Here is a 26,247-nt window from a genome sequence, read left to right on the forward strand (position 1 = left end):
TCGCAGCAGGAATCAGTGGCGCATCAGCCAGGCGCCGGCATGCAGCAGCGCGCTGCCGCCGGCCAGCACCAGCGCCAGCCGGGCCAGCCGCCGTTCGGCGAACGCCCACAGCAGCAGGCCGAGGTAGAGCGGGAAGCCGAGCAGCGCCGCCAGCACCACGGCATCGCTGCGGCTGAACAGGCCGCTGGCCGCCAGCACCCCGCCACCAAGCATCACGGCGGCGGCCGTGAAGGCATAACCGCCGACCACCGCCAGCAGCACCCGGACGCCGACCGCCAAGGCCGGCTGCCAACGGCTGGCGATGCGCGTCCCAGCCTTCGCGGCCGTCGTCATCGGCGGTCGGCCGGCCGCCGCACGCCGGTCACCTGCCCGCCATCGGCGCTGACGGGCGTACGGGCGCTCGGCTGGGCGCGGTTGACGCTGCTGATCAACAGCAGCAACGCGGGAAAGGTGCGGGCTATGAATCGCATGACGGTGCGGACTTCACGTGGAACCGGCGTGACGGCTGCGGCAAGCCGTCACGGCAGAAATGAGGGGTGATCCCAAAAAGCCCGGGCCGCGCCTTTCGGCGACGACCCGGGAGTAGAGAGACCTTTGTGCGAGAAGGTCACTGCTGGCTGCTGGCCACCTCCGCCGGCCGGGTGAAACGATCGAGAACGCCATCGACGGCGCGGCGGAGGTCGGGTGCGGCGAGTCCGCGGCCACCCATGGCCTCGGCCTGCTCGAAAAGGGTCTGGTAGAGGCGCTCGTCGTCGATCGCCGGCAGGATCACCAGCCGCGCATGGCCGGCCAGCCGGGCATCCCAGGCGTCGCGGACCACGGCCCAGTAGTCGCGCGTCGACTGCCAGTAGGCGCGGCCAGGGCCGAAGTCATGGCCGCTGACCCGCGTGTAGACGTTGTGGCCGCGCTCGCGGACCAGCGCCTGCTCGCCGCCGTCGGCCCGCCGCCGGATCTTGAGGTTGTCCTGCTCGTGTACCCAGCCGGTCGGCGTGATCGTCTGGCGATTGACGCCGATCAGCTTGTCGTAGTCGTTGCGGGTGGTCAGCTCGCGGCGCGGCAATGGCCGCCACTCGCTTTCCGACGTCCAGGACGCGGTGCCGGCGGCGTGATCCCAGCGGCCGATGCCGGCGTAGCGGGGGCTGTCATCGACCTGCCAGACCGCCTGCGTCCAGGTGCCGGCGGCCTCGGCCGCCGTCAGCTCGCGGCGCACCCAGGTGTTGTCGCCGGCATAGGCCCACAGCCGGGTGCGCTGGTAGGCCCAGTCCTGTCGCCAGTGCTTGACCACCTGATCGTCGATCACCAGCACGTGCTGCAGCACGATGCGGCTGCCGCTGTCCTCCAGCACCTCGATGAACTCGAAGCCACCGCTGCGGTGCGGGGCATGCGGCGTGTAGCCGGGCGCCAGCGGCACCGGCTCGTCGAACTGGAACGTCACCTGGTATTCGCCGGCCATCGCCAGGATCGCGCGGCGATCGGCCTCGAAGGCGGCGCGGTCGATCACGTTCGCTGCGCGGGTGGTCGGCGGCGCGACCGGGGTCGCCGGCACCGCCGGCCCCTGCAGGCTGCAGGCGGCGAGCAGCAGCGGCGCCAGCCACAGCGGTGTTCGCATCATGTTGCGGGTTGTCAGGGTCATCACGATCTCCGGGAACGGGCAGGCCGGCCGCTCAGAAGCGCAGCCGCAGGTTGGCGCCGACGTTGAAGCCGGGCTGGCTGTAGCGGTCGATCGACGGATCGCCGGCCAGCCGGCCCTGGACGTTGGCGGCCGGCACGATCCGGCGATCGCCGAGGTTGAACAGGCCGAGGTTGACGTCGGCCTGCGGCGACACGCGCCATTCGCCGATCAGGTCGAAGCGCGCCTGTCCGGGCGCCTGGTAGCCCTGCCCGGCGCTGTTGTCGGTGCGGCTGTCCTCGATGCTCATGGTCGCCACCAGTTCGGCCGACACCGGCAGCGCCGACGGCCGCCAGCCGAGGCCGAGCACGCCGGTCAGCGGATCGATCGAGTTCAGCGGCCGGTTGGCCGAGGTGTCGTCGCCCTTGGCCCAGGCCAGCGCGCCGCGCACACGGAACGCGCGCAGCGTCTCCGCGAGCAGCGCGCCGCCCAGCTCGGCCTTGGCTTCGGCGCCGAAGATCCGCACGCGGGTCAGGTTCTGCGACTGGAACACCAGCAGGCCGTCGGCGTTGACGCCTTGCGAAACGAAGCTCTGGATGAACTGGTGGTAGCGGTTGTCGAACAGCGCCAGCGAGGCCGACGCCTCGTCATAGCCGGCGCGCAGGCCGATCTCGAAGCTGTTGCTGGTCTCCGGCTTCAGATCCGGATTCGGGATCGCGGTGTAGCCGAACTGGACGTTGGTGAAGCCGACATTGACATCCGAGTACGGCGGCGCCCGGAAGCCGCGGGCGTAGTTGCCGTAGGCGCTCCAGTGCGGATCGAAGGCCCAGACCAGACCGAGCTTCGGCGACAGCTTGAGCTTGTCCAGCCCGCGCGGCGCGATGCCCGGGTTGTCTTCGATGAAGATGCGGTCCGGACGCGGATCGAGCTTGTAGTAGTCGAGCCGGACGCCGGGAATCACCGTCAGCCGGTCCCAGCGGATGTCGTCCTGCAGGTACAGGCCTGCCTCGATGGTGTGGGTGATCGGAAAGTCGCGGACCGGGAAGGCATCCGGGCCGACCGTGGTGCTGTCGGTGCCGGTGGTCAGGTTGCGTTCGCGGCCGCTGCGCGACTGCGCGGTGCGGATCCGCTCCAGTTCGACGCCGGCCACCCAGCGGTGACCGAACACGCCGGTGTCGGCATGGCCGGTCAGCGTCGATTCGCCGCCGATCACCTGCTGCTTGAACAGCGCGCGCCGCTCGCGTTCGCGCAGGCTGCCGCCGCCGCTGCTGACGCTGCGCGCTTCCCGGGTGTCCTGGCGGGTGCGGCTGTCGTTGAGATAGAGCCGCCACAGCGCGCTGTCGACGGCGCCGAGTTCGAACAGCGTCTGCTCCAGCGCCAGCCGGCTGCGGCTGACCCGGTCATCGGCGTGCAGCGCCGTGGTGCGGGTGGTCGCCGACACCGCACGCACGGCGCTCAGCGCCTCGGTGCGGCTGTCGTCGCGGTAGTGCTCCAAGGTCAGCTTGATCGGCGCATCGCCGGTCTCGCCATGCATCAGCTTGGCCAGCAGGTTCACGCTGCGCGACGCGTGCGGATCGGCCTGCGTGCGGCTGCTGCCGGTGCCGCCCTGGCCGCCCTTGGTCGACAGCTGGTCACCGCTGCGCAGCACGGTCGACAGCAGGCCGCTGACAGCACCGCCGCGCGCGACGATCGTGCTGCCACCGATCCAGGTGTCGTCGGCGCTGGCGTAGCCGCCACGGGCATGGATAGCCAGCCGGTCATCGGCACCGTCGAGGTAGTCGCCCGGATCGCGGGTGGTGAAACTGACCACGCCGCCGAGCGCATCGGAGCCGTACAGGCTGGACGCCGAGCCACGCACGATCTCCACCCGCTTGAGGTTGTCGAGGTCGACGAGATCACGGCCGGCGTTGGCGAAATCGCCGATCGCGAAGCCGTCCGGAATCGGCACGCCGTCGATCTCGACCTGGATGCGGTTGCCGCCGAGGCCGCGGATCGTGAAGCCGCTGCGGCCGAAGCGCGAGCCCTGCATCGGCACGCTGACACCCGGCTCGTAGCGAACCAGATCGGCGATGTTCTCGACCACCTGCCGCTGCATGTCGGCGGCGTCGATCACGGTCACGCTGGCCGGCACTTCGTCGATCTCGCGCGCGTCCTTGCTGGCGCTGACGGTGACGGTGCCCAGTACCGGCGCGTCCGCCCCCGCAGCGCCGCCGGCCCGCGCCAGCAGGTCCAGTTCGGCGGCGCCGGATGCACCGGCCATCGCCAGGGCGCCTGCAACGCCCCATTTGCCCATCGCCATTGAAACGCTCCCTGATGCATCGTTTGGAGGTCTTCGCTGGCTGGCGTGGGTGCGCGCTGGCAACAGACGTTGTGGTGGATATCGGTGTTCATGCGCCGGCCCGCTGGCTGGCCGGCGGATTGCCCGTGTGCTGCAGCGCAAGATCGAGCTGCGCGCGCAATTGCGCATCGTCGCGGAACAGGCGCCGGAACTCGGCCTTGAAGACCGCGACATTCGGATAGCCGACCCGGACCGCGATGTCCGCCGCCGCCCGGCCGTCGACCAGCAGGCGGGCCGCCGCCTGCAACCGCAGCAGGCGCAGGTGATCGAGCGGCGCGATGCCGAAGGCATCGTGGTAGGCGCGGTTGAAGCTCAGATGCGGCAACCGCGCGTGGCGCGCCAGCCGCTGCACGGTCAGCGGCAGCGCGTAGTCGCGTTCCAGCGTCCGCCGCGCGTCGAGCAGGCGATCGGCGATGCGCTCGGCGTCCCGGCTGTCGCGGGCCACCTGGCGGCCGTCCTTCGGCACGGCGTTCAATGCAGGCGCGCCTGCTGCCGCGCGGCCGATGCCGCCAGGCAGTCGCGGGCCAGCAGCTGCGCCTCGATCCAGTCGGCCGCCTCGTCGAGCGTCCGCGCCACGCCGACCGGCAGCGGAATCGCTTCCAGCACCGGCACCGGGGTCTGGCCGTTGGCGACTGCCAGCGTCGGCACGCCGAGCCGGTGCGCGGCGACGATCTCGAACAGCTCGTCGCTAATCACCAGATGGGCGTCCGCCGGCTGCGGCCGGCACTTGATGTAGTTCTCCACCAGCGCGCTGCGCGCCCGGCGGCAGATGCCGGCCTGCGGCGTGTAGACGGTCGACAGCTGGCCGGCCAGGCCGAGCGCGCGGACCAGCCGGGTCGCGACCTCGGGGCCGTCGGTGGAGACGAAGTGCCATTCGGCGCCGAGATCGGCGACCCGCTCGATGATCGCCCGCGCATCCCGGTGCAGCGGCGCGGCGAAGCGCGCGTGCCGGGTGTATTCGCACCAGTAGCGCTCGGCAAGCGCCGGCAGCGCCGGATCGGCTTCGTCGCCGGCGATCTCGACCAGGCATTCGCTCAGCGAACGCTGGTGCAGGTCGGAGCCGTCGATGGCGCTGCGCCAGCGGCGGCCCCGGGAACGGGCGACCGCGTCGAGCGCCAGTCGCACGCCGGCGGCACGGTCGACGAACAGCGATTCGATGTCGCAGACCACCGCGAGCGGCGGCGGCTGCAGGTGTGGCGACGAGGATGAAAGCGACATGCGCAGGCTCCGGCGGAAAACGGGGCTGGCTGTCGCGCCACGGCGGGACTGGCTGCGTGCAGATTAATGCGAACGATTCGCGTTTGCAAATTATTCTCGCGTCAGGATCGATGCCCTGCCCCTGCCATCGCCGGCCTGTCCGCCTCGAATGCGGCTGTACGCAAGCCTCTCGGCAGCCGGCGTTGCCGGTTCTGGAATAATCGCCGCGCACCACCGCTGGCCACCTTGCAGGAACGGTCGGCCAGCGACAGGCAGCCTGATCCCCGAATACCGATTGCGCGGCGCGCCCGCGCCGGAACCATGCCGATGACCACGCCCAGCAAACTCACCGAACGCCGCTGCGTCCCCTGCGAAGGCGGCGTGGCGCCGCTGACCACCGAACAGGCCCGAGAGCTGCTGACCCGGCTCGGCCCGAACTGGCAGCTGTCGGCGGACGGCCGGAAAATCAGCGGCCACTTCGAGTTCAAGAACTATTTCCGCACCACCGCCTTCGTCAATGCCGTGGCCTGGATCGCGATCCACGAAGACCACCATCCGGACATCGCCTTCAGCTACAAGAACTGCGACGTGACGTTCTGGACCCACGCCATCGACGGCCTTTCCGAGAACGACTTCATCTGCGCGGCGAAAGTCGACGCCCTGCTCGCTTGAGCGGCACGGCGGCGGCCGGCGGCCTGCACTGGCGCCTGTGGAGCTGGAACGAGTGGTCGAACGACCTGCTGTACGCGGCGATGCAGCTGCGCAGCGCCATCTTCGTGGTCGAGCAGAACTGCGTGTTCCCGGACATGGACGGCCTCGACCCGGCCTGCACGCACCTGTGCGGCTGCGATGACGACGGCCGGCTGCTGGCCTATGCGCGGCTGCTGGCGCCGGGCGTGAAGCACGAGGATGCGTCGATCGGCCGCGTCGTCACCGCCATCGAGGCGCGCGGCCGGCAGCTGGGCCGGGCGCTGATGCAGGAAGCGCTGCGACTGACCCGCGCGCGTCATCCGGGCGCGGCGGTCAGGATCGGTGCCCAGCAGCACCTGGAACGCTTCTACGGCAGCTTCGGCTTCAAGACGATCAGCACGCCGTACCTCGAAGACGGCATCTGGCACGTCGACATGCGCCTGCCCGGCTGAACGGCCGGCGCGGCTCAGGCCGGCTGCAGCCGCATCAGCATCTGCACCAGCTGGGCCAGCCCGCGCGCTTCCATCTTCTGCATGATGTGGGCGCGATGCAGCTCGACGGTGCGCTCGCTCAAAGCCAGCTCGATGGCGATCACCTTGTTGGCCGCACCGGCCACCAGCCGCCGGGCGATCTCGCGCTCGCGCGGCGTCAGGCCTTCGAAACGGGCGCGAACCTGTTCCAGCCCGCTCAGCTGCTCGCGCAGCCGCTCGTCCTGGTCGAGCGCCTTCTGCACGCGGCGAATCAGCTCGTCATCCTTGAACGGCTTCTGCAGGAAATCGACCGCGCCGGCGCGCATCGCCTCCACCGCCATCGGCACATCGCCGTGGCCGGTGATGAAGATCACCGGAATGCCCCAGCCGCGCCGGTTCAGCTCCTGCTGCAGCTCCAGCCCGCTCATGCGCGGCATGCGGATGTCGAGCACCAGGCAGCCCGGCTGTTCGGGACAGTAGGCCTCGAGAAACGCGCGGGCGTCCGGAAAGCCCTGCGAACGCAGGCCGACCGAGCGCAGCAGCAGGCCGATCGAATCGCGCACCGGCTCCTCGTCATCGACGATGAACACGCGGGTTTCGGCATCACGCATCGCGGACTTCCTCGCGGTTCATGGCGGCCGGCAGCCGCATGATGAATTCGGCGCCGCCGTCGCGGCCGGGCTGGTAACGCAGGTCGCCGTCGTGGGCGCGCATCAGCGACTTGCAGATCGACAGCCCCAGACCCATGCCCTGCGCCTTGGTGGTGAAGAAAGGCTCGAACAGATGGTCCTCGACTTCGCGCCGCAGCCCCGGGCCGCGATCGCGGACGCGGATCTCGACGTTGCCGCCGTCGACCGCCTCGGCCTGCACCTCGATGGCATCGCCCTGCGCCGCCTCGGCCATCGCCTCGATGCCGTTGCGGATCAGGTTCAGCAGCACCTGCTGGATCTGCACGCCGTCGCCGTAGACCGGCGGCAGCGGGCCGTCGATCCGGGTCAGCAGCCGCCAGCCGCGGGCGCGCAGCTCGAATTCCACCAGTCGCGCCACCTCGGCGATCAACGCCGCGCAGTCCAGCGGCTCGCGCACGGCATCGCGGCGGCGGGTCAGATTGCGCAGGCCACGGATCACCTGGCCGGCGCGTTCGGCCTGGGCGGCGATCTTGTCGAGGATGCCGGCCAGCTCGGCCGGATCGCTGTCGCCGGCCAGCACGAAGCGGCGCGCGGCATTGGCGTAGTTGGCGATCGCGGTCAGCGGCTGGTTCACCTCGTGGGCGATGCCGCTGACCATCTCGCCGAGCGTGCCGATGCGCGCGACGTGGGCCAGCCGGGTGCGCAGATCCTCGGCCTCGCGGGTCGCTTCGAACAGCTGGCTGCGGTCGACGATCTCGCAGATCGCCAGCAGCGGTCGGCCCTCGACATCGCGGGCGACGCCGGCATGCAGCAGGGCCGGCAGCGGCCGGCCGTCACCGCGCAGGTACTGGACATCGCGGCTCCAGGTCTCGCCACGGCCGGCGATCACTTCCGACAGCGCGCCCTCGACCACCGCCCGGTCGGCGTCGGCCAGCAGATCGCCGTGATGGCGGCCGCGCAGCGCTTCGGCATCGCGGCCGAGCAGGCTTTCGCAGGCGCGGTTGACGTCGACGATACGGCCCTCGGCATCGAGCAGCGCCAGCGCCGTCGGCGTCTGCTCGAAGATCAGCCGCAGTTCCTCGGTGGTCCGCCGCAGCTCGGCTTCCTGCGCCTTGCGCGCGGTGATGTCACGGAGGATGCCGACGAAGCCGTGCTCGGCGCCGCTGACGAACTCACCGACCGACAGATCGATCGGAAACGTCGATCCATCGCGCCGCCGCGCCACCACTTCGCGGCCGATGCCGATGATCCGCCGCTGGCCGGTGCCGAGGTAGCGGCTCATGTAGCCGTCGTGCTCGTCGCGGTACGGGCCGGGCATCAGGATCGACACCCGCTCGCCCAGCACGTCGGCCTCGCGCCAGCCGAACACCTGCTCGGCGGCCAGATTGAAGCCGGTGATGCGGCCTTCGCGGTCGATCAGCACGATCGGATCGACGGCGGCCGCGAACAGCGCGCCGAATCGGTCCCCGGAAATGGGGCCGTTGCTGGGGCGTGCGGAAGGGCTGGACATGGTCGCGGCGGCGGCGGTGGGCAGGCGGTAACCGCTGCGGATTGTAGCCACCTTGATCCAGGTCAAGGCCACGCCGGCGCCGACAGTCCTCACTGTCGTCCCCTGCCGAGGACTGACCATGATCCCTTGCTGTCGCCCCACTGCCTTCGCCGCCCAGCTCGACGTGCTGGCCGCCGCCACGCCCGCGATCACGGCCCTGATCGACCGCCATCTCGCCGGCCGCCACGAGTGGTGGCCGGGCGAGTTGGTCGACTTCGGCGACGATCCGCAGCTGGCGGCGCTGGGCGCGTTGCGCGACCGTGCACGCGGCCTGCCGGCAGCGGTGAAGGTGTCGGTGATGCTGAACCTGCTGACCGAGGAAGGACTGCCGCACTTCCATCGGATCATCGCCGAGCACGTCGGCAGCCAGGCGATCTGGCAGCGCTGGACCCGGCTGTGGACCGCCGAGGAAGACCGCCACGGCAACGTGCTGCGCGACTACGCCCGCGATGCCGCACTGTTCGCGCCAGCCGCGCTCGACCGCCTGCAGTTCGGCTTCCTGCGCGATGGCTTCGATCCCGAATGGGCAGGCAGCCCGTACCGGCTGCTGGCCTACACCAGCCTGCAGGAACGGGCCACGCAGATCTCGCACGCCAATACCGCGCGGCTGGCTGCCGCCCACGACCCGCTGCTGCAGACGGTGCTGGCCCGGCTGGCCGGCGACGAGGCGCGCCATTGCGCGTTCTATCGCGATGCCTTCGCGCTGGCGCTGGCCGCTGATCCCGACGCCGCACTGCTGGAACTGGCCGATGTGGCGCCGGCGCTGTCGATGCCGGGCAGCACCATCATGGGCTTTCAGATGATGGCGGAGGTCGAGCGCCAGGCCGGCGTCTTCGGCCCCCGCCAGTACGCGGCGCTGGTCGACGAATCGCTGAACCACTGGGGCATCGCGCGCATCGAGCCGCACGGCGGCGAGGCGCGGCGCGCGCGCGACCGGCTGATGGCGCTGCCGGCGCGGCTCGATGCGCTGGCCGGGCGGCTGGAGCAGCGCCGGCACCTGAAGACCTACGCCTTCGATTTCCTGCGGCCGCCGCTGGCGCCGCTCGCCTGAGGCGGGCGTCGAACGGACGGCAATTGAAACAACACCGCCGCGCCGATCAGGGCGCGGCGGTGGCTGGTGGGACAGCCGGATCAGAAGCGGTACGAAACCGTGGCGCCGTAGGCCAGCGGATTGATTCTGACCTTGCCGATCGGCGCGCCGTCGACGCTGGCATCCGGTTCGATCTGCAGATAGCGCAGGTCGGCACCGACGGCCCAGTCGGCATTGACATGCCAATCCACGCCCAGCTGCGCCGCAACACCCCAGGTGTTCGAAAGCTGCAGGCGCGCGCCAGGCAGCGCTTCGCGGAAGAACAGCGTGCGATTGACGCCGACGCCGATGTAGGGATCGACGCGGCCATCGGCCAGCGGGTGGTATTGCAGGCCGAGCACCGGCGGCAGGTGCTGGGTGGAGGCCACGCGGCTGCCATTGATGGCGATGCCCTGGGTCACCGGCAGCGCCGCCAGCAGGTCGAGGCTCAGCTGCCGGCAGATCCGGTAGTCGACATTGAAGGTCACCGCCGCCTTGCTGCGCACGGTGATGTCGCCGGCAGCGGTGTCGTTGTGGCCACCGACCGGATCGACGACATGGCCGCCAAGCCGCAGCGACCACGGACGGGCCTCGTCGAAACAGGCGGCGTGGCTGGCGATCGGCGTCAGCAGCAGGGCGCTGGCGAGCAGCGGAAGCAAGGTCTTGGCAGTCATGGTCGGGGTCTTCAGACAGGCATCGGACTGATGTCGAAGCCATCGTCGCCGCCGGCCGTCACGGCCGCCTTGACCCTGGTCATTGCAAGTGCGAAACGGTCTGCCGGCACGCCGATCGCGGGCCAAAAAAAGGCGGCCACGCGGGCCGCCGAATCACGGGATGGCCGCAGGGACGGCCATCGAGGGGAGAACGTCTTCGCCGGCTCAGGCCACCGAATCGGAACGATGGCGGCCGAGCGGCAGCCGCCGTTCGCGCTTCGGGCGCGCTTCGGAGGCCAGATCGAAATCGGCCGGCTTGATCAGTAGCACGTCGCAGCTCAGCCGCCGCAGCAGGGCCTCGGCAGTGGAGCCGAACAGCAGGCGGTCGATCGCCGGGTGATAGGTGGAGCCGATCACCACGAGATCGATCGCGTTCTGCGCCGCCAGCGTGGCAATGCCATCGGCCGGCTCCAGCCGGCGGGTGCGCAGCACCTGCGCCGGCCGCAGCTGGTGGCGGCTGGCGAAGCGCTTCAGCTGCTCGGCATGGGCGCCGTCCATCAGCTCCCAGGTGTTGGCGATGAAGCCGGCGTCGTAGCTGCCGAGCGGCAGGCAAGAGAACACCGAGCCGAGGTGCAGGCTGCTGCTGTCGCCGACCAGGCAGGCGCGTGCGGCGGCCAGCAGCTGGTCGTTGAGGGCGCCGGCAGCGCCGTTGATCGAGACATCGACCGCTGCCATCACCCGGCGCGGCTCCAGCGCCGAGCGCGGATGCACCAGCATCAGCGGCGCGGCGGCCAGACGAATCAGCTTCCAGTCGACACTCGACGGCCGCAGCCGGCCGGCTTCGGCGTCGGTGACCGGTTCGCAGTCGATGTCCTTGATCACCAGGTCCGGCCGCAGCGCCCGGATGCGCGCGACGATCGCCCGGGCCGGATCGCGCGCCCAGCTGACATCGCATTCCACGCGCAGGCCGTTGTCGGCCAGACCCCGGGCGACATCGGCCAGCGCCTTCATGCGCTCGTCGAGGAAATCGCGGCGTGCGCGGTCGGCGACCTCGACGCCGAACACGGTGCCGGCGTAGTCGATCGGCTCGTAGTGATCGAAGATTTCCAGATGCAGCGTCGCACCGCTGCGGTGGGCATAGGCCATGGCCCGGTGCAGCGCCGGCCCCGGACGGGCATCGGGGGCCATCAGCACCAGGATGGTTCGCAGCGTGTTCATCGGGCAGCACCGGTTGCGGATTTCGATGGCTTGAGTTTCAGCATCCGAGGCCGGCAGTGCGTTGATCCAGGTCAAAGCGGTGGCGAGGCCTGAGGCCGATCCTGCACGCCATCAACGCAGGGGATCGGCCATGGCAGACGACAGCGGCACCGCAGCACCAGCAATTCACTACGAGGACCGGGCAGTTCGCGGCTTTGCCGTGATGACCGTGGTCTGGGGGATCATCGGCATGACGGTCGGCGTCTGGCTGGCCGCCCAGCTGATGTGGCCGGCGCTGAACTTCGACACGCCCTGGCTCACCTACAGCCGCCTGCGGCCGCTGCATACCAATGCGGTGATCTTCGCGTTCGGCGGCAGCGCCCTGTTCGCCTCCAGCTACTGGTGCGTGCAGCGCACCTGCCGTACCGCGCTGTTCCTGCCGAAGCTCGCCGACTTCACGTTCTGGGGCTGGATGCTGGTCATCGTGCTGGCCGCCATCACCTTGCCGCTGGGCATCACCCAGAGCAAGGAGTACGCCGAACTGGAGTGGCCGATCGACATCCTGATCGCCATCGTCTGGGTCGCTTACGGCGTGGTGTTCTTCGGCACCATCGCGAAAAGAACGGTCAGCCACATCTACGTGGCCAACTGGTTCTTCGGCGCCTTCATCATCGCCGTGGCGCTGCTGCACATCGTCAACAGCGTGGCGATCCCGATCAGCTGGACCAAGTCCTACTCCGCCTACAGTGGCGCCACCGATGCGATGGTGCAGTGGTGGTACGGCCACAACGCGGTCGGCTTTTTCCTGACCGCCGGCTTCCTCGGGATGATGTACTACTTCGTGCCCAAGCAGGTCGGCAAGCCGATCTACTCGTACCGGCTGTCGATCGTCCACTTCTGGGCGCTGATCGCGGTCTACATGTGGGCCGGCCCGCATCACCTCCACTACACCGCGCTGCCGGATTGGGTGCAGTCGATCGGCATGGTGTTCTCGCTGATCCTGCTGGCGCCGAGCTGGGGCGGCATGATCAATGGCGTGATGACGCTCAGCGGCGCCTGGCACAAGCTGCGCGAAGACCCGATCCTGAAGTTCCTGATCGTGTCCTTGAGCTTCTACGGCATGTCGACCTTCGAAGGTCCGATGATGTCGATCAAGACCGTCAACGCGCTCAGCCACTACACCGACTGGGGCATCGGCCACGTGCATTCCGGCGCGCTCGGCTGGGTGGCGATGATCTCCATCGGCTCGATGTACGCGCTGATTCCACGCGCCTTCAACCGGCCGGCGATGCACTCCATTCCGGCCATCAACCTGCATTTCTGGATGTCCACCGTCGGCACCGTGATGTACATCACCGCGATGTGGAGTGCCGGCCTGATGCAGGGCCTGATGTGGAGAGCCACCGAAGCTGACGGCACCCTGACCTACAGCTTCGTCGAGTCGCTGAAGGCCACCTACCCGTTCTACGCGGTGCGCCTGGCCGGCGGCCTGATGTTCCTCGGCGGCATGCTCGTGATGGCCTGGAACGTCTGGAAAACCCTCGCCCGACCGGCCGAGCGCGTCCCCACCCTTGTCGCCGCGCCGGCCCAGGAGTCGCACGCATGAAACACGAATTCATCGAGAAGAACGTCGGCTGGCTGGCCGTGCTGACGGCGGTCGCGATCAGCTTCGGCGGCCTGGCGGAGATCGTGCCGCTGATGAACGACAAGGCGGCCGTCACCGCCGAACCCGGCATGCCGCTGCGCAGCGCACTCGAAGTGGCCGGCCGCGATGTCTACATCCGCGAAGGCTGCTACGGCTGCCATTCGCAGATGGTCCGCACCTTGGCCGAGGAAGTGCTGCGCTACGGCCCGGCGTCGACGGCCGGCGAATCGGTCTGGGATCACCCGTTCCAGTGGGGCTCCAAGCGCACCGGGCCGGATCTGGCCCGGGTCGGCGGCCGCTACAACGACGAGTGGCATCGCATCCACCTGAACAACCCGCGTGACGTGGTGCCGGAATCGAACATGCCGGGCTATCCCTGGCTGGCCGAGGAAGGCTTCGAACCCGGCGAGGTGCCGGCGATGATGCGGGCGCTGAAAACCGTCGGCGTGCCGTTCGACGACGCGGCGATCGCCAAGGCCGATGCCGATGTCGCCGGCAAGACCAAGGCCGATGCGGTGATCGCCTTCCTGCAGTCGCTCAAGTTCCCGAAGCCGGCTGCGGCGGTTGCCAGCGCGGGGGCCCGGCCATGATCAGCGGCCTGTTCACCCTGGCTGCCATCGGCAGCTTCATCGGCGTCTGCTGGTGGGCCTCCGCCCGCCGCAACGCCGCCCGTTTCGACGAGGCCGCCCAGCTGCCGCTGGTCGACGAGCCCGCCACCGTGAAGGCCGCGCCGGCACCCGCCTGCTGCTGCCGGGAGTCGCAGTCATGAGTCCGTTCTGGAGTGCTTTCGTCATCGTGATCTCGGTGGCGATGATGATCGCCTGCCTGTGGCTCTTGTTCGCCAACGCCAAGGGTGTGCCCGGCCAGACCGGCGAGCACGTCTGGGACGACGACCTGCGCGAGTACAACAACCCGCTGCCGCGCTGGTGGCTGAACCTGTTCGTGCTGACCGTGCTGTTCGCCGCCGGCTACCTGGCGTTCTATCCGGGGCTCGGCAACCTGTCCGGCCGACTCGGCTGGACCTCGCGCGGCCAGATGGAAGCCGATCTCGCGCGCATCACCGCCAGCCGGTATGCGGCGTTCAAGGCGCTGGACGGCAAGTCGATCCCGGAGCTGGCGCAGGACCCGGCGGCGCTGTCGCTGGGCCGCGCGGTGTTCATGGCCAACTGCGCCGGCTGCCACGGCGCCGACGCCCGGGGCGCGATCGGCTTTCCGAACCTGACCGATGGCGACTGGAAGTTCGGCGGCACGCCGGAAGCCATCGTCGCCAGCATCAGCCACGGCCGCACCGCAGTGATGCCGCCGCTGAACGGCACGCTGTCCGCCCAGGAACTGCAGGACCTGATCGACTTCGTGCCGTTCTGGTCGGACGACACGCTGCCGGTGCGCAAGCGCGAGGCCGGCCTGAAGCAGTTCGCCGCCCGCTGTTCCGGCTGCCACGGCGCCGATGGCCGCGGCCTGACCGCGCTCGGCAGCCCGAACCTGACCGACGACATCTGGCTCTACGGCGGCGGTCGCGAAAAGGTGCGGCAGGCCATCCTGTTCGGCCGCAGCGGCCAGATGCCGGCGCATGAGCAACTGCTGGATGCCGACGAGATCCGGGTCGTCGCGGCCTGGGTCTACGGCCAGTCGACCCACGACGGCGCCGCCCGGTGAACGCCGGCCCGCGTGACCTGGCCGAGCGCCCGCGCCTGCTGCGTGGCGCGGTGGTGGTCTGGTCGGCGTTCGTCGGCGCGGTGCTGCTGACCGCGCTGCTGGCGCTGGCACCCGATGCCTGGCTGCTGCCGCCGGTGCACATGCGCGATCAGGCCTTGATGTTCCTGGTGCTGTGGCTGGCCTCGACCGTGCCGGCCGGATTCGCGGCGCTGCTGCTGGCGCCACGCAAGGAGGGTTGAACCGTGTCCTGCAAGGAGAAGGCGGCGTTCGAGCGGCGCTCGGCTGCGGCCAGGCCGGCGGTCACCGAATCGGTGCTGATGTATCAGGCGTCGACCAAGATCCAGTCGCGCAGCGCCCACGGCCGTTATGCGCGCCTGCGGGTGATCGCCACCGTCGCGCTGCTCGGCCTGTACTACCTGGTGCCCTGGCTGAGCTGGCACGGCCAGCCGCTGGTGCTGTTCGATCTGCCGCACCGGCGCTTCCACATCCTCGGCCTGACGCTGGTGCCGCAGGACCTGCTGCTGCTGACCGCGCTGCTATTGCTGGCGGCGCTGACCTTGTTCCTGTTCACCTCGCTGGCCGGCCGGCTGTGGTGCGGCTACGCCTGCCCGCAGACGGTCTGGACCGAAGCCTTCCTGTGGATCGAGCAGGCCTTCGAAGGCGACCGCCATCAGCGGCTGCGGCTGGACCGCGCGCCGTGGCACCGCGAGAAACTGCTCAGGCGCGGCGGCAAGCACCTGGCCTGGGCGCTGTTCGGCCTGTTCACGGGTTTGAGCTTCGTCGCCTACTTCGTGCCGGCCCGCGAGCTGTTCCCGGCCCTGCTGGCCGGAACCTTGAGCGGCTGGGCGCTGTTCTGGTCGCTGTTCTACGGCTTTGCAACCTGGGGCAATGCCGGCTTCATGCGCGAACAGGTCTGCAAGTACATGTGTCCGTACGCGCGCTTCCAGAGCGCGATGTTCGACCGCGACACGCTGATCATTGCCTACGACGACAAGCGCGGCGAGCCGCGCAAGGACGCCCGCGGCAAGGGGGCCACCGGCGGCGACTGCGTGTCCTGCACGCTGTGCGTGCAGGTCTGCCCGGTCGGCATCGATATCCGCGATGGCCTGCAGTACGAGTGCATCGCCTGCGCCGCCTGCATCGACGCCTGCGATTCGGTGATGACGAGCGTCGGCAAGCCGCGCGGCCTGATCCGCTACACCAGCGCCAACCGCGACGCCGGCAAGCCGTTCCGGCTGCTGCGGCCGCGCACGCTCGGCTATGGCGCGGTCTGGCTGGCCGCCTGCGCCGGCTTCATCGCGCTGCTGGCCCTGCATTCGCCGCTGCGCTTCGACGTGCTGCGCGACCGCCACGCGCTGTACCGCGAGCTGGCCAGCGGCGAGATCGAGAACGTCTACACGCTCAAGCTCAGCGACACCGCCGACCAGCCGCGTCACTACCGGCTCAGCGCCCGCTTTGCCGATGGCGAAGTGCTGGCGATCGCGCCGTCGACCTTCACCCACCAGCCGGGCGAAGCCGGCACCACGACCATCGCGCTGCGCGCCGCAGCCCGCGATGACGGGAATCCGTCACGGCGGCCGGTGGAGACGGTGGCCATCGAATTGCAGGACCTCGACCAGCCGGGCATCCACGCCCGCCGCAACGCCCGATTCCTGACAGGAGCCCAGCACTGATGAACACCGTGACCCCCGCCCGCCCTCACGCCGACGACAGCGAACGCCTCGCCAGCCGGCGGCTGTCGCTGGAAGTTTTCCTGCTGTTCGGCCTGCCTGTGATGTCGATCGCCGCCTGCGCCGTGCTGGCCTTCATCGCCTATGCCCAGGGCTATACCGAGATCGCCAGCCATCCGGCCGCCGGCGGCGGCGTGGTGTCGGAAGCAACCCATCATCCCTGAACGTGATCGTCGGCCGTGATGTCTGAGCGTCGCGCCCGACCGTTGCCGCACTGCCACCCATGACCGATCGCGACTGGACCGTCTACGACCGCGCCGACCTGCGCGGCGGCTTCGCCCGGCCCCGCACCGGCGGCTATGAGGTGACGGTGGCGCTCGACGGCATGCACTGCGCCGCCTGCGCCGCGCGCGCCGAAAAGGCAGTGGCCGCCGGCGCCCGCGAAGTCGCCGTCAATGTCGCCACCCGCAGTCTGCGCTTCCGCTACGACCCGGCGGCGACGCCGCTGTCCGGGCTGCTGGCGGCGCTCGATCGGAGCGGCCTCGAGCCGCGCCTGCTGGCCAGCGCCGATGGCGCCGACCGCGCCCGCCGCGCGCAGCGCCTGAGCCTGGCGCGGATCGGAGTCGCCACCATCTGCGCGATGCAGGTGATGATGCTGGCCTGGCCGAGCTACTTCGGCATCGACAGCGGGCCGGACATCGAGCCGCTGCTGCGCACGGCACAGCTGCTGCTGTCGATTCCCGGCGTGCTGTGGGCCGGCTGGCCGTTCCTGTCGGCCGCCTGGCGCAGCCTGCGCGACCGGCAGCTGGACATGAACGTGCCGGTGGCGCTGGCGCTGCTGGCCGCGTTCATCGCCTCTGCGGTGCGGACCGCGCTCGGCAGCGGCGAGCTGTATTTCGACACCGCGACGATGTTCGTCTGGTTCCTGCTGATCGGCCGGCAGCTCGAAGGCCGCAGACGCGACAAGGCCAGCGAGCACCTGCGCCTGCTGGCCAGCCGTCGGGCGCTGACCGCGCAGCGCCGCGTCGGCCCGGTGGTCGAGACGATCGCGATCGACGCGCTGGCGATCGGCGACATCGCCATCGTCGCGCCCGGCGACAGTCTGCCGGCCGATGGCCGGCTGCTCGACCTGCCGGCGGAACTCGACGAGGCGCTGCTCAGCGGCGAATCGCGGCCGGTGCTGCATGCAGTCGGCGATCGCCTGCTGGCCGGCAGCCTGAACCTCGGCAGCAGCGCACTGGCGCTGCGGGTGGAGCGGCTCGGCGATGACACCGTGCTGGCGCAGATCGCCGGGCTGCTCGACAACGCCGGCCGCGCCAAGCCACGCGTGCAGCGGATCGCCGACCGCATCGCCGCCCATTTCATCGCGGCGGTGCTGGCGCTGGCCGCCGTCGGCGCCGCGCTGGCGCTGTACCGGGGTGCCGGCGGTGAAGCCGCCTTCGGCATCGCGCTGGCAGTGCTGGTGGCGTCCTGTCCCTGCGCGCTGTCGCTGGCGGTGCCGGTCGCGCTGGCGGCCGGCAGTGCGCGGCTGGCCAAGCAGGGCGTGCTGGTGGCCAATGGCGGCGCGCTGAGCGCGCTGGCCGGCATCGATACCGTGCTGTTCGACAAGACCGGCACGCTGACTCGCAACGCGCTGCTGTTGCGGCAGGTGCTGCCGCTGGCCGAGGCCGCCACCGGCCTGGATGCCGACACGCTCACCGGCATCGCCGCCGCACTGGAACGCGGCAGCCGGCATCCGATCGCCAGTGCCTTCGCCGACCGCGACCGCGGCCTGCCGGCGCAGCAGGTCCGCCAGCTTCCCGGCGCCGGCATCGAAGGCCGGGTCGACGGCCGCGCCTGCTGGCTCGGCGCGCTCGACGCCAGCCCGGTGGCCATCGCGATGCCGGCGGCGGCTGAGTTGCGCGCTGACGACACCGTGATCGCGCTGGTCGTCGATGGCGTGGCGGCCGCACTGTTCGTGCTGGCCGCCCGCGTGCGCGAGGAATCGGCCACCGTCGTCGGCGACCTCGAACAGCGCGGCCTGCGGCTGGAACTGCTCAGCGGCGACGGCGCGACGGCGGTCGCGGCGATGGCTGCGCGGCTCGGCATTGCGCGCCACGCCGCGCGCCAGACCCCGGCCGGCAAGCTGGCCCATCTGCAGGCGCTGCAGGCGGCCGGTCACCGTGTGCTGGCAGTCGGCGATGGCCTCAACGATGCGCCGCTGCTGGCCGCCGCCGACGTCTCCGCCGCGATGCCGAACGGCGCTGCGCTGACCCAGTCGCGCGCCGACCTGCTGCTGCTCGGCGATTCGCTGGCCGGGCTGCCGCTGGCGCTGTCGGTGGCGCACGACACGCGGCGGCGGATCCGCGAGAACCTCGGCTGGGCGCTGGGCTACAACCTGCTGGTGCTGCCGCTGGCGATGACCGGCCAGCTGCCGCCGTGGCTGGCTGCCGCCGGCATGTCGCTGTCCTCGCTGCTGGTGGTGCTCAATGCCCAGCGCGGCAGCGCGGGCCCAACCCCGCCCATGCCGCCGATGCGGCCGGTGCTGCCATGACCAGTCTCTACCTGCTGATTCCGCTTGGCGTCGTCATCGTCTTCGGCGCCATCGCCGTATTCCTGGTCGCGGTGTTCGGCGGCCAGTTCGAACGACTCGACGAGCAGGCCCGCCAGCTGCCGGACGACGAACGCTGAGCCGGGCTTGACCCAGGTCAAGGCGACCACCGCCGCCGGCGCCGACACTGGCGGCATGATCCATCACCCGCGCTCGCCACTGCGTTCGCCCGCCCGCGACACACCGGGCCGGGAGCGGCCATGAACGCCCTGCCGGTCACCGTCCTCGGCGCCCCCGCGCTGCTGCTGGCCGGCGCCGCCGCCAGCGTTCATTGCGTGGCGATGTGCGGCGCGCTGTCGGCCCAGCAGGCGCGCGCCGCCGGCGCACTGCCGATCGGCCGCGCGCTGGCGCTGCTGCACGGCGGGCGTCTGCTCGGCTACGCCGCACTCGGCGCCGCGGCCGGCGGCATCGGCCAGCAGCTGCTGCGTCACCTGCCCGATCCCGCGCTGGGTCGCCTGCTGCAGCTGCTGGCGGCGGCGCTGCTGGTGGCGATCGGCGCCTCGCTGCTGCTGCGCCCGGCGGCGGGTGCGGCCTGCTGCCGGCCGTCCCTGCAGGCGCCGCGACGTGGCGCTGCGGTGGCGCTGCTGCTGCGCGGCGTCGCCTGGGCGGCGCTGCCCTGCGGCCTGCTCTATTCGGTGCTGCTGCTGGCGGCGCTGTCCGGTCGCGCCGTCGACGGCGCGCTGCTGGCCGGCGCCTTCGCGCTCGGCGGCACGCCGCTGCTGGCGCTGGTCGGCTGGCGCAGCCGGGCGCTCTGGCCGCGTCGCCGCAGCGGCTGGTGGCTGGTGGCGATCGGCCTGCTGAGCCTGGCCGCCACCGTCTTCGTTCCTTCCGATCCGCTGCGCAGCTGGTGCGCCGCGCCTGCCCCGGTGTCTGCCTCATGAGCCACGCCCGTCCGCTGTCGCCGCTGCCGTCCGCCGAGCTGATCCGCCGTCATGACGGCAACGGCCCGCGCTACACCTCCTACCCGACGGCGATGCAGTTCACGCCCGCCCATGGCGCAGCCGAGCATGCCGCTGCGGCGCAGCGCAGCGCGGCGGCGATCGGCGCGCCGCTTTCGCTGTACGTGCATGTGCCGTTCTGCGAAAGCCCGTGCTTCTACTGCGGCTGCAACCGGATCATCACGCGCGATCACGCGCTCGGCGATGCCTATGTCGAACGCGTGATCCGCGAGGCCGCGCTGCAGGCCGCACTGTTGCCGGGCCGGCCGAGCGTCGAGCAGCTGCACTTCGGCGGCGGCACGCCGACCTTCCTGTCGATCGCCCAGCTGCAGCGGCTGCTCGACGGGCTCGATGCCCACTTCCAGCTGGCCCGCAACGCAAGCCGCGAGTACTCGATCGAGATCGATCCGCGCTCGATCACGCCGGCCACGCTGGCCGAACTGGCGCGGCTCGGCTTCAACCGTGCCAGCTTCGGCATCCAAGATTTCGATGCGGCGGTGCAGGACGCGGTCAATCGCCGCCAGACCTATGCCGAGGTCGCGGCACTGATCGAGGCGGCCCGCGCGGCCGGCTTCGAGTCGCTGTCGGCCGACCTGATCTACGGCCTGCCGAAGCAGACGCTTGCCGGCTTCGCACGCACGCTCGACCAGGTGATTGCGCTGCGTCCGGACCGCATCTCGACCTACGCGTATGCGCACGTCCCAGACCGCTTCAAGGCGCAGCGGCAGATCCGCATCGACGAGCTGCCCGATGGCGAAACCCGGCTGGCCTTGCTGAACCTGTCGATCGAGCGGCTGCTGGCCGCCGGCTACCAGTACATCGGCATGGATCACTTCGCGCTGCCGCAGGACGAACTGGCCCGCGCGCTGCGCGATGGCAGCCTGCATCGCAACTTCCAGGGCTATGCGACCCGCGCCGGGCTGGACCTGATCGGCCTCGGTGTCAGCGCCATTTCCAGCATCGGCGACAGCTACGGCCAGAACGCCCGCAGCCTGGCCGACTGGAATGCCGCGATCGACGCCGGCCGGCTGGCGATTGATCGCGGCCTGCTGTTGACGGCGGAAGACCGACTGCGTCGCGATGTCGTCGCCGCGCTGATGTGCGAGGGACGGCTGCGCTTCGCCGACATCGAGGCCGTGCACGGGATCGACTTCCGCAGCCATTTCGTCGCCGAACTGGCGCGCTTCGATGCGATGGCGGCGGACGGCCTGGTGGTGATCGACCGCAGCGGCATCACCGTGACGCCGACCGGCCGCTACCTGCTGCGGGCCATCGCCATGCCGTTCGATGCCTACCTGTCGCCGGCCGCCACGGCGGTGGCCGCACCCGCCGTGGCGACGGCGCGCTACTCGCGGCTGATCTGAGCGGCATCGACCGCCACCGGCACAAAAAAGCCGGCCCTCGGGCCGGCTCGATGGCCGCGAAGTGCGGCGCTCAGGCCGCCCGCCGGATGGCCCCCTGGATCATGCGCGGGTTCGCCGGAACATCAAGGCCGACCGGTGCTGCCGCTGTGCGCAGCGCGGCCTCGTCGAGCAGCTTCAGACCGCGCTCGGTGGCCTGCAGCCAGCCCTTCTGCTCGAAGCGCTTCAGGCTGCGGCACACGGTTTCATTGGCCAGCCGCAGGTAATTGCCGACATCGCGCTGGGCCATCGGCAGGCGCAGGCAGCCGCTGAGCCCGAGGCCGATGCGGTCGCGCAGCTGCAACAGGAACGCGGCCAGCCGCTGCTCGGCGGTGTAGTCGCCGGCAATGGCCAGCGACATCGCCAGCGCCCGGCTGGTCTGCTCCATGACCCGCATCGCGACCATCGGCATGCGGCCCATCAGCCCCTGCAGCTCGGCCAGCGGTGCGACGCAGACCTGCGACGGCACCACCGCCACGGCGGTCGACAGGCAGATGCCGCCGCCGATGGCGTCGAGGCCGATCAGGTCGCCCGGGAAATAGAAGCCGCGAATCCGCTCGTGGCCGGCAGCATCGACGGTATAGGTCTTCACGCAGCCGCCGCGTACCGAGTACAGCGCCTCCAGCCGGTCGCCCGCGCGCTGCAGCGCACCGTCGCCGGGCATCAGCGCCTGGCGCGGTGCCAGCATGTCGCTCCAGGCCTGGGCCTGTTCGCCGCCATCGCGGTGGACGAGGCAGCTGCGCACCGGGCACAGCAGGCAGTCGGTCTTCAGGGTCGGGGCGGCGGCTTCGGTGGTCATGGCGGTCACGGTGCTGGGAACTGCCGTCATGGTCGGCTGCGGCCCGCCTGCGCAACATCCGCGCTTGCCGCAGGCCGCTTGCGGAAACTACGTAGGAACCGCCGTCGATCGGCTGCCACGGACCATTCGCTATACTCCCGCGACTCGCGTTCCGCGCCTTTTTCGAACCGCTCCCGCCCTTGTACGCCGCGCATTACAACCTTCGCGAGCCGCCGTTCTCGATCGCCCCGGACCCGGCGTTCCTGTACATGAGCGGTCACCACCAGGAAGCGCTCGGTCATCTGCTCTACGGCACTGGCCAGTACGGCGGCTTCGTGCAGCTGACCGGCGAGGTCGGCACTGGCAAGACCACGATCGTCCGCACCCTGCTGGCCCAGAAGCTGGCCAATGTGGATATCGCGATGATCCACAACCCGCGCCAGAACGAGATCGAGTTCGTGGCCTCGATCTGCGACGAACTGGATGTCGACTATCCCGGTCGCGGCACGGCAGCAGGCCAGCCGTCGATCAAGGTGCTGGTCGATGCGCTGAACCAGCACCTGCTGGCCAGCCACGCCGCCGGCCGCCGCACGGTGCTGATCATCGACGAGGCGCAGAACCTGCCGCAGCCGGTGCTGGAACAGGTGCGGCTGCTGACCAATCTGGAAACCGACAAGGAAAAGCTGTTGCGGATCATGCTGATCGGCCAGCCCGAGCTCAGCGAGCTGCTGGCGCGGCCGGACCTGCGCCAGCTGGCCAGCCGCATCACCGCACGCTTCCACCTGACGCCGCTCGGCGTGGTCGAGACGCTGCAGTACATCATCCACCGGTTGCATGTGGTCGGCGGCCCGGCCGACCTGTTCACCGACGCCGCGATGCGCCGCGTGCACCACTATTCGCGCGGCATTCCGCGCCAGATCAACATCATCTGCGACCGCGCGCTGCTCGGCGCCTACGCCCGTGGCGTGCGCGCGGTGACGGCGGCGATCGTCGATCAGGCGGCGGTCGAGGTGCTCGGCGCGCCGTCCGGCCGTCGGGGCCTGAGCCGCTGGTTCGGCCGGCTGCGTCCGCAGGCGTTGCCGCTGCCGTGGGTGGAAGCAGCGCTGGCGGTTGCGGCGCTGGTGATCGCAGGCGTGCTGCTCGACCAGACGCTGGGTCGTTCGCGCTCGCCGGCAGCACCGGCGGCGAGTACGCCGGCACCGGCCGCCGCCGCTGAAATGCCGGCCTCGACGACGACACCAACCGCTGCCGTGCGGACGCCGCCGCCGGCACCGAAGCCCTCCGGCCTCGGCGCCTTGCGCGCCACCGCGCAGCCGCTGCCGGCGGTGATGGCCCGGCTGATCGGCCTGTGGCAGCCGGGGCTGAACATTCCGCGCGGCGAGAACGTCTGCAAGGCGCTGGCCAAGAATGGCCTCGACTGCTTCAAGGGCGAGGCCGGCTGGGACGAACTGCGGCAGATGAATCGCCCGGCGATCCTGACGCTGGAGTTCGAGGATGGCCGCCGCCAGTACGTGCTGCTGCGCGCGATCGACGGCGACAACATGAGCGTCGATACCGCCGACGGCCCGCTGCGGCTGTCGCTGTCGATGCTCGATCCGCTGTGGAACGGCGAGTTCCTGCTGCTGTGGCAGCGGCCGATCCCGGAAAGCCAGATCAACCGGACCACCAAGGGCGATTCGATCGTCTGGCTGCGCAAGGTGCTGGCCAAGGCCGAAGGCAAGACGCTGAGCGGCGCGCTGCCGACCAATTTCGGGCCGGAGCTGCGCAGCCAGCTGTCGCGCTTCCAGGTCGCCCATGGCCTGCCGGACGAGGGCGTGGCCGATGCCCGCACCTTGCTGCTGCTCGCCAACCTGGCACCGAACACCGGTTGGCCATCGCTGGGAGATGCGCCATGAGTCTGATCCTCGACGCCCTGAAGCGAGCCGAGCGCGAGCGCAAGCTCGGCCAAGCACCGGCGCCGCTGGATGAAGTGGCCGCGCCGCCGCCGCTGCCGGAATCCCGGCCGCAACAGCAGCGCTGGATCGCGGCGCTGGCCGTTGCAGCAGCGCTGCTGGTGGCCGCTGCGGCGCTGTGGTTCCGTGCCACCGGCAAGGCTGCGCCAGCCGTGGCAAGCCCGGAACCCGCTGCCGCCGCGCCGGCGGTGGTCGAACCAACCGCGCCCCCCGTGGAAGATCGGGCCAGCGCGCGGATCGAGGATGGCGACAGCATCGCCTCGCTCGACGATCTGACCGGCGAAGTGCCGGTCACCACCGACAACGATTTCGTGCCCGTCGAAACCGACCCGCCGGCCAATCCCGGCGCTGCGCCAGTGGCCCCCGGACCGACGTTGTACACGCCGTCGATGGCGCCGGAACGCCAGGCTGCGCAGCCAGCCGCGCCCAAGCCGGCCCCAGCTGCGGCCGCCGTCGTTGCCGCCGCACCCCCCGCGCCGGGGCCGGCACCGATCACGCTGGACCCTGCGCCGGCGCTCGCCGCCGAAACCGATGCCGCGTCATCGGTCGCTGTCTCGCCGGCATCGCATCCATCAGCCCCGGGTACGGCCGTGCATTCCGCGCCTGAAGGCCAGCCGCCGGCCACCGAACGGCCCGCCGCAGCGACAACCGAAGTGCCGCCCGGGCTGCGCCGGCTCAAGGACATGCCGGCGGCCTATCGCGCGGAGTTTCCGCCGCTGGCCGTCGATGTCCACGTCTACAACGCCGATCCGCAGCGCCGCTTCGTGCTGGTCAACGGCAAGCGTTACCGCGAAGGCGACCCGCTGGCCGAAGGGCCACGGATCGCCGAGATCGTGGCCGATGGTCTGGTGGTCGACTGGCGCAACGAACGCGTGCTCTACACGCTGAACCGCTGAGCTGCATCACGAAAAAGCCCGCCGATGGCGGGCTTTTTCGTGGCTGCGGTACTGACGGTGATCAGGCAGCGGCAGCGCTCGGCATGCCGACCAGCCCGGCGACCGCCGCTTCCAGCCGGCGCAGGCCTTCGGCGATGTCGGCCTCGCTGATCACCAGCGACGGCGCCAGACGCAACACGTCCGGACCGGCCACCAGGGTCCAGACGCCGTGGGCCATCGCGGCGTTGACGATGTCCTTGGCACGGCCACGCCAGGCCTCGCTCATCGGCGCACCGATCAGCAGGCCCAGGCCACGGCTCGGCGCGAAAACGCCATAACGACGGCCGATGGCATCGAGACCGTCGCGGATCCGCTGGGCGAGCTGCCCGACGCCGTCCAGCACGGCTGGCGTGTTGACCAGATCAAGCACCGCTTCGCCGACCGCGCAGGCCAGCGGGTTGCCGCCGTAGGTCGAGCCGTGGGTGCCGAAGGCCAGCACCTGAGCCGCCGCCTCGGTGGCCAGCATCGCGCCAATCGGGAAGCCGCCGCCGAGACCTTTCGCCGAGGTCAGCACGTCCGGCGTCACGCCGTAGTGCTGATAGGCGTAGAGATGCCCGCTGCGGCCCATGCCGCTCTGCACCTCGTCGAAGATCAGCAGCGCCTGGTGCTGGTCGGCGAGACGGCGTGCGGCAGCAATGAATGCCGGCGTCGCCGGCAGGATGCCGCCCTCGCCCTGGATCGGCTCCAGGACGATGGCGCAGGTGCGCGACGACGCGGCCGCTTCGAGTGCGGCGATGTCGTTGAACGGCAGATGGGTGATGCCGGCAGGGATCGGCTCGAAACCCTGCGTGTACTTGGCCTGTCCGCCGACCGACACGGTGAACAGCGTGCGGCCGTGGAAGGCGTTGTAGAACGAGATGATCTCGTGCTTCGCGGGGTCGATCGAATTGCCGTAGCGGCGGGCCAGCTTGAACGCCGCCTCGTTGGCTTCGGCGCCGGAATTGCAGAAGAACACGCGGTCGGCAAAGGTGGCGTCGACCAGCTTCTGTGCCAGCCGCAGCGCCGGCTCGTTGGTCATCACGTTCGACAGGTGCCAGAGCTTGCCGGCCTGGTCGGTCAACGCGGCGACCAGCTTCGGATGGCAGTGACCGAGCAGGGTGACGGCGATGCCGCCGGCGAAGTCGACGTAGTCACGGCCGTCCTGGTCCCACACGCGGCTGCCCTCGCCTCGCACCATGACCATGTCGGCGGGCTGATAGTTGGGAACCATGACCTCGTTGAAGGTCGAGCGGGTGACGTTCATGTTCTGCACCTGCGGGACTGCCGCATCGAAAATCCGTGG

27 protein-coding genes are annotated in these 26,247 nt (G+C 70.4%); 16 read left to right on the forward strand and 11 right to left on the reverse strand.

Features of this window, described 5'->3' with window-relative positions:
* Nucleotides 1-12: 12 nt before the first annotated feature.
* From ACTIGJ_RS03990 to ACTIGJ_RS04010, 5 genes are all read right to left on the reverse strand, one after another.
* Nucleotides 13-333: a hypothetical protein gene (locus tag ACTIGJ_RS03990; RefSeq protein WP_439638993.1), complete on the reverse strand. Its 321-nt coding sequence runs from the start codon at nt 331-333 to the stop codon at nt 13-15.
* 274 nt (nt 334-607) lie between these two features.
* Nucleotides 608-1,633 (reverse strand): DUF6607 family protein, encoded by a 1,026-nt coding sequence (locus ACTIGJ_RS03995; RefSeq protein ID WP_439638994.1) that lies wholly within the window; start codon nt 1,631-1,633, stop codon nt 608-610.
* Between the two features lie 31 nt (nt 1,634-1,664).
* Nucleotides 1,665-3,908 carry a TonB-dependent hemoglobin/transferrin/lactoferrin family receptor gene (locus tag ACTIGJ_RS04000; protein WP_439638995.1) on the reverse strand — a complete coding sequence of 748 codons (2,244 nt, stop codon included), beginning with the start codon at nt 3,906-3,908 and terminating at the stop codon, nt 1,665-1,667.
* Nucleotides 3,909-3,996: 88 nt separating this feature from the next.
* Nucleotides 3,997-4,413 (reverse strand): helix-turn-helix domain-containing protein, encoded by a 417-nt coding sequence (locus tag ACTIGJ_RS04005; protein WP_439639178.1) that lies wholly within the window; start codon nt 4,411-4,413, stop codon nt 3,997-3,999.
* A gap of 5 nt (nt 4,414-4,418) precedes the next feature.
* A complete protein-coding gene (locus ACTIGJ_RS04010; protein WP_439638996.1) occupies nt 4,419-5,165 on the reverse strand; it encodes an HAD family hydrolase in 747 nt (248 codons plus the stop codon).
* A gap of 306 nt (nt 5,166-5,471) precedes the next feature.
* Here ACTIGJ_RS04010 and ACTIGJ_RS04015 point away from each other — a divergent pair, with 306 nt between their 5' ends.
* Both ACTIGJ_RS04015 and ACTIGJ_RS04020 read left to right on the forward strand, forming a co-directional pair.
* Nucleotides 5,472-5,816 (forward strand): 4a-hydroxytetrahydrobiopterin dehydratase, encoded by a 345-nt coding sequence (locus tag ACTIGJ_RS04015; RefSeq protein WP_439638997.1) that lies wholly within the window; start codon nt 5,472-5,474, stop codon nt 5,814-5,816.
* The gene (locus ACTIGJ_RS04020) at nt 5,813-6,286 is read left to right on the forward strand and encodes a GNAT family N-acetyltransferase (RefSeq protein WP_439638998.1); all 474 of its coding nucleotides are present in this window, start codon (nt 5,813-5,815) and stop codon (nt 6,284-6,286) included. Before ACTIGJ_RS04015 ends, ACTIGJ_RS04020 begins: the two co-directional genes overlap by 4 nt.
* Nucleotides 6,287-6,300: 14 nt before the next feature.
* Here the strand turns inward: ACTIGJ_RS04020 and ACTIGJ_RS04025 are convergent, their stop codons facing one another.
* Together ACTIGJ_RS04025 and ACTIGJ_RS04030 are read right to left on the reverse strand one after the other, a co-directional pair.
* Nucleotides 6,301-6,915, reverse strand: a complete 615-nt coding sequence (locus ACTIGJ_RS04025; RefSeq protein ID WP_439638999.1) for a response regulator transcription factor — start codon at nt 6,913-6,915, stop codon at nt 6,301-6,303.
* Nucleotides 6,908-8,443: a PAS domain S-box protein gene (locus tag ACTIGJ_RS04030; RefSeq protein WP_439639000.1), complete on the reverse strand. Its 1,536-nt coding sequence runs from the start codon at nt 8,441-8,443 to the stop codon at nt 6,908-6,910. Before ACTIGJ_RS04030 ends, ACTIGJ_RS04025 begins: the two co-directional genes overlap by 8 nt.
* A 118-nt stretch (nt 8,444-8,561) precedes the next feature.
* On the opposite strand from ACTIGJ_RS04030, the gene ACTIGJ_RS04035 reads away from it, so the two are divergent.
* Nucleotides 8,562-9,533, forward strand: a complete 972-nt coding sequence (locus ACTIGJ_RS04035) for an acyl-ACP desaturase (RefSeq protein WP_439639001.1) — start codon at nt 8,562-8,564, stop codon at nt 9,531-9,533.
* 80 nt (nt 9,534-9,613) lie between these two features.
* Here the strand turns inward: ACTIGJ_RS04035 and ACTIGJ_RS04040 are convergent, their stop codons facing one another.
* Together ACTIGJ_RS04040 and ACTIGJ_RS04045 are read right to left on the reverse strand one after the other, a co-directional pair.
* Complete coding sequence (locus ACTIGJ_RS04040; protein ID WP_439639002.1) at nt 9,614-10,225, reverse strand: OmpW/AlkL family protein; 612 nt, start codon at nt 10,223-10,225, stop codon at nt 9,614-9,616.
* Nucleotides 10,226-10,429: 204 nt separating this feature from the next.
* Nucleotides 10,430-11,422, reverse strand: coding sequence for a universal stress protein (locus ACTIGJ_RS04045; RefSeq protein WP_439639003.1), 993 nt, complete (start codon nt 11,420-11,422; stop codon nt 10,430-10,432).
* A 202-nt stretch (nt 11,423-11,624) separates the two neighbouring features.
* On the opposite strand from ACTIGJ_RS04045, the gene ccoN reads away from it, so the two are divergent.
* From ccoN to hemN, 11 genes are all read left to right on the forward strand, one after another.
* On the forward strand, nt 11,625-13,007 hold the full coding sequence (ccoN, locus tag ACTIGJ_RS04050; RefSeq protein ID WP_439639179.1) for a cytochrome-c oxidase, cbb3-type subunit I: 1,383 nt from the start codon (nt 11,625-11,627) through the stop codon (nt 13,005-13,007).
* Nucleotides 13,004-13,636: a cytochrome-c oxidase, cbb3-type subunit II gene (ccoO, locus tag ACTIGJ_RS04055; protein ID WP_439639004.1), complete on the forward strand. Its 633-nt coding sequence runs from the start codon at nt 13,004-13,006 to the stop codon at nt 13,634-13,636. Before ccoN ends, ccoO begins: the two co-directional genes overlap by 4 nt.
* Nucleotides 13,633-13,815, forward strand: coding sequence for a cbb3-type cytochrome oxidase subunit 3 (locus tag ACTIGJ_RS04060; RefSeq protein WP_439639005.1), 183 nt, complete (start codon nt 13,633-13,635; stop codon nt 13,813-13,815). The genes ccoO and ACTIGJ_RS04060 overlap by 4 nt, the downstream gene beginning before the upstream one ends.
* Nucleotides 13,812-14,702, forward strand: coding sequence for a cytochrome-c oxidase, cbb3-type subunit III (ccoP, locus tag ACTIGJ_RS04065; protein ID WP_439639006.1), 891 nt, complete (start codon nt 13,812-13,814; stop codon nt 14,700-14,702). Before ACTIGJ_RS04060 ends, ccoP begins: the two co-directional genes overlap by 4 nt.
* A complete protein-coding gene (locus ACTIGJ_RS04070) occupies nt 14,699-14,941 on the forward strand; it encodes a hypothetical protein (protein WP_439639007.1) in 243 nt (80 codons plus the stop codon). Before ccoP ends, ACTIGJ_RS04070 begins: the two co-directional genes overlap by 4 nt.
* 3 nt (nt 14,942-14,944) lie before the next feature.
* Nucleotides 14,945-16,375, forward strand: a complete 1,431-nt coding sequence (gene ccoG / locus ACTIGJ_RS04075) for a cytochrome c oxidase accessory protein CcoG (RefSeq protein ID WP_439639008.1) — start codon at nt 14,945-14,947, stop codon at nt 16,373-16,375.
* Nucleotides 16,375-16,596, forward strand: coding sequence for a hypothetical protein (locus ACTIGJ_RS04080; RefSeq protein WP_439639009.1), 222 nt, complete (start codon nt 16,375-16,377; stop codon nt 16,594-16,596). Before ccoG ends, ACTIGJ_RS04080 begins: the two co-directional genes overlap by 1 nt.
* Nucleotides 16,597-16,655: 59 nt before the next feature.
* Nucleotides 16,656-18,905: a heavy metal translocating P-type ATPase gene (locus ACTIGJ_RS04085; protein ID WP_439639010.1), complete on the forward strand. Its 2,250-nt coding sequence runs from the start codon at nt 16,656-16,658 to the stop codon at nt 18,903-18,905.
* Nucleotides 18,902-19,042 carry a cbb3-type cytochrome oxidase assembly protein gene (locus tag ACTIGJ_RS04090; protein ID WP_439639011.1) on the forward strand — a complete coding sequence of 47 codons (141 nt, stop codon included), beginning with the start codon at nt 18,902-18,904 and terminating at the stop codon, nt 19,040-19,042. Before ACTIGJ_RS04085 ends, ACTIGJ_RS04090 begins: the two co-directional genes overlap by 4 nt.
* Before the next feature lie 120 nt (nt 19,043-19,162).
* The gene (locus ACTIGJ_RS04095) at nt 19,163-19,843 is read left to right on the forward strand and encodes an urease accessory protein UreH domain-containing protein (protein ID WP_439639012.1); all 681 of its coding nucleotides are present in this window, start codon (nt 19,163-19,165) and stop codon (nt 19,841-19,843) included.
* The gene (gene hemN, locus ACTIGJ_RS04100) at nt 19,840-21,264 is read left to right on the forward strand and encodes an oxygen-independent coproporphyrinogen III oxidase (protein ID WP_439639013.1); all 1,425 of its coding nucleotides are present in this window, start codon (nt 19,840-19,842) and stop codon (nt 21,262-21,264) included. Before ACTIGJ_RS04095 ends, hemN begins: the two co-directional genes overlap by 4 nt.
* Nucleotides 21,265-21,334: 70 nt before the next feature.
* On the opposite strand, the gene ACTIGJ_RS04105 is transcribed toward hemN, so the two are convergent.
* Complete coding sequence (locus ACTIGJ_RS04105; protein WP_439639014.1) at nt 21,335-22,129, reverse strand: Crp/Fnr family transcriptional regulator; 795 nt, start codon at nt 22,127-22,129, stop codon at nt 21,335-21,337.
* A gap of 149 nt (nt 22,130-22,278) precedes the next feature.
* Here ACTIGJ_RS04105 and ACTIGJ_RS04110 point away from each other — a divergent pair, with 149 nt between their 5' ends.
* Both ACTIGJ_RS04110 and ACTIGJ_RS04115 read left to right on the forward strand, forming a co-directional pair.
* Complete coding sequence (locus tag ACTIGJ_RS04110; RefSeq protein WP_439639015.1) at nt 22,279-23,973, forward strand: ExeA family protein; 1,695 nt, start codon at nt 22,279-22,281, stop codon at nt 23,971-23,973.
* Nucleotides 23,970-24,926: a general secretion pathway protein GspB gene (locus tag ACTIGJ_RS04115; protein WP_439639016.1), complete on the forward strand. Its 957-nt coding sequence runs from the start codon at nt 23,970-23,972 to the stop codon at nt 24,924-24,926. Before ACTIGJ_RS04110 ends, ACTIGJ_RS04115 begins: the two co-directional genes overlap by 4 nt.
* 61 nt (nt 24,927-24,987) lie before the next feature.
* Here the strand turns inward: ACTIGJ_RS04115 and ACTIGJ_RS04120 are convergent, their stop codons facing one another.
* On the reverse strand, nt 24,988-26,208 hold the full coding sequence (locus tag ACTIGJ_RS04120; RefSeq protein WP_439639017.1) for an aspartate aminotransferase family protein: 1,221 nt from the start codon (nt 26,206-26,208) through the stop codon (nt 24,988-24,990).
* Nucleotides 26,209-26,247: the final 39 nt, after the last annotated feature.

Origin of the sequence: Nevskia sp., from assembly GCF_051860985.1 — a bacterium.
Taxonomy (GTDB): Bacteria; Pseudomonadota; Gammaproteobacteria; order Nevskiales; family Nevskiaceae; genus Nevskia.